This is a genomic window from Verrucomicrobiota bacterium, assembly GCA_027622555.1.
GTDB lineage: Bacteria > Verrucomicrobiota > Verrucomicrobiia > Opitutales > UBA2995 > UBA2995.
On sequence record JAQBYJ010000217.1, the window covers coordinates 1 to 4,433 of the forward strand.

At 45.0% G+C, this 4,433-nt stretch carries 5 protein-coding genes; 3 read left to right on the forward strand and 2 right to left on the reverse strand.

What is annotated here, in order from left to right; all coding sequences use genetic code 11:
• Window positions 1-273: 273 nt before the first annotated feature.
• Together O3C43_24790 and O3C43_24795 are read left to right on the forward strand one after the other, a co-directional pair.
• Window positions 274-1,431, forward strand: coding sequence for an ATP-binding protein (locus tag O3C43_24790; GenBank protein MDA1069707.1), 1,158 nt, complete (start codon window positions 274-276; stop codon window positions 1,429-1,431).
• A 229-nt stretch (window positions 1,432-1,660) separates the two neighbouring features.
• Entirely contained in the window at window positions 1,661-2,050 is a 390-nt protein-coding gene (locus tag O3C43_24795; GenBank protein MDA1069708.1) for a type II toxin-antitoxin system VapC family toxin, read from the forward strand.
• Between the two features lie 342 nt (window positions 2,051-2,392).
• Here the strand turns inward: O3C43_24795 and O3C43_24800 are convergent, their stop codons facing one another.
• Together O3C43_24800 and O3C43_24805 are read right to left on the reverse strand one after the other, a co-directional pair.
• Window positions 2,393-2,857, reverse strand: coding sequence for a type II toxin-antitoxin system VapC family toxin (locus tag O3C43_24800; protein ID MDA1069709.1), 465 nt, complete (start codon window positions 2,855-2,857; stop codon window positions 2,393-2,395).
• Window positions 2,841-3,077 (reverse strand): hypothetical protein, encoded by a 237-nt coding sequence (locus O3C43_24805; protein ID MDA1069710.1) that lies wholly within the window; start codon window positions 3,075-3,077, stop codon window positions 2,841-2,843. Before O3C43_24805 ends, O3C43_24800 begins: the two co-directional genes overlap by 17 nt.
• Window positions 3,078-3,386: 309 nt before the next feature.
• On the opposite strand from O3C43_24805, the gene O3C43_24810 reads away from it, so the two are divergent.
• Window positions 3,387-4,433 (forward strand): hypothetical protein (locus O3C43_24810; GenBank protein MDA1069711.1); only part of this gene is annotated, 1,047 nt, incomplete at its 3' end.

Sequence of the window (4,433 nt, forward strand, 5' to 3'; positions counted from 1 at the left end):
GCATAAGTGCCAATAAAAAGTGTTACCGATGTCCTTAGAAGATCTGTTACCGATGTCCTCGGATCATACCGATGATCCTCAAGAATGAAGATATGACCCCTTCCTGATGACCCCTTCCTGATGATCCTTCCTGATGATCATACTGCCACATCTGAGTAACCGTGGATTGGCAATATAATACTAAAGGACCGAAGACTGGCACCTTTTGGGTCGTTTCCATTTTTGTGCAAATCCGGACTTGAATTCCTGTTTAGCACACCTAAGTTAGCACCTATGATCCCGAGGCAAATAGAAAAGGAGCTAAAAAAACAGCTTACAGAGTTTCCGATTGTTACCGTTCTGGGACCTCGCCAGGCCGGGAAAACCACCTTGGCCCAATCATCACTTCCGAATTTCCAATACGTCACTCTCGAAGATCCTGAAACGCGCGAGATAGCCAGGGAAGACCCCAAAGCACTGCTGGCGAAGTATAGCTATCAAGTAATTTTCGATGAGATCCAACGAGCACCCCATTTACTGAGCTACTTGCAGGGTAAGGTCGATGCGGATAAGCGAAACGGGCAATTCGTCTTGACGGGCTCACACCAATTGGAACTCAGAGAAGCGGTTGCCCAGTCTTTGGCTGGACGCACGAGCATTCTCCACTTGCTTCCCTTGTCCATCAAGGAACTCACCAGTGCCGGTGAAGGACTCAATTCATATGAAGACTACCTGTTTACCGGTTTTCTTCCACGAGTTTACGACCAAAAGCAACGCCCACTCACAGCCTACGCCAGCTACTACCAAACTTATGTAGAGCGAGATGTCAGGCAATTGATTCAGCTTAAGGATGCCACGCTATTTGAGAAATTCATCAAGTTGCTGGCCGGTAGGGTCGGACAAATAATCAACTACGACAGTCTGGCGAGTGATGTCGGCGCTGACGCGAAAACAATCAAGCGATGGCTTTCGATTCTTGAAGCATCCTTCGTCGTTTTCAAACTGGCTCCCTACTTTGAAAATTTCGGAAAACGAGTTATCAAATCACCAAAGTATTACTTCACGGATACGGGTTTGCTGACCTATCTGCTCGGCATAGAAAAACCCGAACAGATCAGCCGCGACCCTTTATTGGGAAATCTCTTCGAAAACCTCGTAATACTGGAGGCAATGAAAGCAAGGTACAATCAAGGATTGATGCCAAATCTCTACTTCTTCCGGGATACCCACGGCAATGAAATCGATCTGATACAACAATCAGGTCGAGAACTTGTTGGCTTTGAAATTAAATCCACTTCCACCTACAACGCTTCCTTCAAAAAAGGTCTGGACCGATTCAACGACAAAACGGCCAAACTCTCTCGTCGTTATATTATTTACAATGGGGCCGATCAAAAGTTCAGCGATGGAACCGAAGCGGTCCACTTTACCCAGTTAAGCCGATTGTTTTAGTGAAGACGATTTAGGTCCAGTTCTTCTAATCCCAACCGATCCAAGAGGCTGAAATTTCCAAAAGTGAGGATATCCACTGGTCCATGTAAGAATTAGATATTCTCCCAACTGCCGCAGTTCGATCACCATTAAGGTCACAAGGAAACTTACTTTTTACCCTTAGCGTTTCAGAAAACACTTAAATACTAGGTCCGGCACCTTTTTCTCCCCTTAGCTGAAATTTGCCGGTATGGGCTTTCTACTCGATACCTGCGTGGTTATTTGGTACTTCAATGGAAGCGAAAAACTTCCCACCGCAGTAGTAGCCAAGCTGCGTGATCCGCTGAACGACGTTTTCGTCAGCGATGCCAGCATTTTCGAAATGGTCATAAAATATAGCTTGGGCAAGTTACCTTTGGCCAAACCGCCCTCACGATGGATGGATCCGCTCATTGGCAGGCATGGCCTTACGAAGCTTCCAGTGGATACCGCCGCTATATACGGACTTGTAAAATTACCGCTGTTGCACCGCGATCCGTTCGACCGGTTACTCGTAAGCCAGGCACAATGCAAAAACCTGGTATTGGTTACGAACTATCAGAAAATTCGGCAGTACAAAGTCAAGGTAACCTGGGATTGATGAACTCCGGGTTCGGGGAACCATCGCCACAAAGCAAGCGTTTAACCCATAATTTTTGAATACTCCTCATCTGTTCCACCAGTCATTCGGCCACATATGGTTAAACATAAATCGGTATCATATTAATACAAAATAACTAGGACAGGCACCTTTTCTATCTCTAGGACAGGCACCTTTTCTATCTACCTTGAAACAACGAATATTTGACCAGAAGACGTGGTTTCAATTCTTTGACGTCCGGGAAAAGGAAAACCGCTATTTTTTTTAAAAAAAATAATTCCCGGATATAAATGCCAAGAAAGAGCAATATACCTAAATTCCAGGCAATCCGAGAACCAGGGACTAGGAGCGCTTCGAAAGAATTGCAGGATTCACCATGCTAATCCCGTCTATTCCCTTAAAATCGGCTGGATTTAGAGTGAGAAGATTTTGCAACCCATGCTCAAGCATGGTGGCGGCAATGTTGCCATCATGAATGTGCTTACCACTCAGATTATGCTTCCGAATGATTGAGACGAGTCTTTCAACAACAAAGGCATTTTCCTCAAGCAAGTGAATACAGGACCTGAACTCAGCAAGATTGCTCAGCGCGCTCTTGGGACGCATTCCAAGTCCATTGTTCAACTTAGGGCGGGTAGCCACAACTAGATATTCACGAAATACTTGACCGTTGGTGAACAATGAAAACTCACCAGACTGCGAGGTTTCAATAACTTTCAAGCAGTCCACATGATGCTGGCGATCTGCATCACTGGCCGTTAAAAGAATATTCGTGTCTACAAAGAGTCGCTTATCTTCCGAGGTCATCGTAGATCTCATCGCGGTTCCAGGTAGAGGCACTATCACCAGAATGAACGATATGAAGCTTCAACTTTCTATCGACAGCGCTATCTGCCGGAATCATTTGTGCCGCAGTTTCCAAGAGCACTTGGACCTCTTTCTGAAGAGAACGCCTGTGCCGTGCAGCCCGTCGTTTGAGTCCCGCCAAGGTCTCCTCACGAAGATCACGAATATGTATCGATTTCATACCAGTATCATTATGATACCACTTACACTTGTCAAGCTATGAAATCCAAAGGAAAGGGTAAAAAGATGACATGGGAGGATTGTCAGAGGCGAATGAACCGCCTAAACTCACAATCTTATGAAGAATGCAATAATCATTACTCCCACATCATCGAAGAAACAGACTGAAGCGATAGTGGCTCGGCACTCAGCTGTTTAAAAAATTCACATTGCACCTCAGGACATACAAAACAAAGTCAAGGTTCCATGTATAACAAAGTTGACATAATAGATAAAACAAAGTTCTAATACCAATTGAAACAAAGTTGACATGAGACTTGGCCAGAAAGAGATATCCCAATCGCTAAAGAATGTTCAGGAGAAATTCCCAAATGGAATTGTTCGAGGTGCGGCTTTAGCTGAATCTGACAGACTTCGGCTTTTAAGGTCGGGCTGGCTGGTGCCGCTAATCAAGGGATGGTATGCTCTTCGGACACCAGATGCTGATCCTGGCGATGTCACCTTTTGGGGAATCCATTATTGGGATTTCGTAAGTGCGTATTTGGACTTTCGTTTTAAAGGTGAATATTCTTTGTCAGCTGAACACTCGCTGGATCTGCACACAGGAAACCTTTCAATTCCCGACCAATTGATCGTCTTGGCCCCCAGTGGAGGGACTTCAATCCTTAAGCTGCCGAACGGGAACTCAATTTTAATTTACCAGGACAAAAAAAATCTACCTGCTGAACGGGAGCGGTATGATGAAACGAATGTCTGGGTGATGACTTTGGAGGAATCTCTAACAAGAGTTTCGCCAAAATATTTCAGGAGTAATTTCAAGAACGCAGAAATCGCACTTCGTATGTCTGAACCCGGCGAACTTGCCTTGCAGCTACTGGAAGACAAAAACTATTCTCCCACCTTGGCTGGGAGGTTAATGGGTGCTATGGATCATTTGGGATTGGGCCAATTTAAGAAAGATTTTGAGCACATCCTCCAATCAAATGGCTACCCAAATCTAAATGAACAGAACCCGTTTGATCAGCCTCCCCTACTTGCCCTATCTGAACGAGTAAAATCTCCCCATGTGGCGCGAATGAAAACACTGTGGATGCAGATGCGCGAAGGAGTCATTAAACATTTTCCAAAGACCAGGAGGAAACCCTTTAAGACGGGGTATGTTAAAGAGTTTGAAAAGCTAAAGGAATACGACACCTATCATTCCCTTTCAATCGAAGGCTATCAGGTAACTCGGGAACTCATCCAAATGGTAGAGTCTGGTGAATGGACCGAAGAAAAGGGTGAATCCCATAAGAACCTCAAGAATGCGCTCACAGCCAAGGGATATGCAGAGGCTTTTGATGAAGTTACAAAATCC

Excerpts from the sequence above, each read along its gene's own strand:
- O3C43_24790 (MDA1069707.1), top strand. The coding sequence starts at position 274 with ATGATCCCGAGGCAAATAGAAAAGGAGCTAAAAAAACAGCTTACAGAG.
- O3C43_24795 (MDA1069708.1), top strand. The coding sequence starts at position 1,661 with ATGGGCTTTCTACTCGATACCTGCGTGGTTATTTGGTACTTCAATGGA.
- O3C43_24800 (MDA1069709.1), bottom strand. The coding sequence starts at position 2,857 with ATGACCTCGGAAGATAAGCGACTCTTTGTAGACACGAATATTCTTTTA.
- O3C43_24805 (MDA1069710.1), bottom strand. The coding sequence starts at position 3,077 with ATGAAATCGATACATATTCGTGATCTTCGTGAGGAGACCTTGGCGGGA.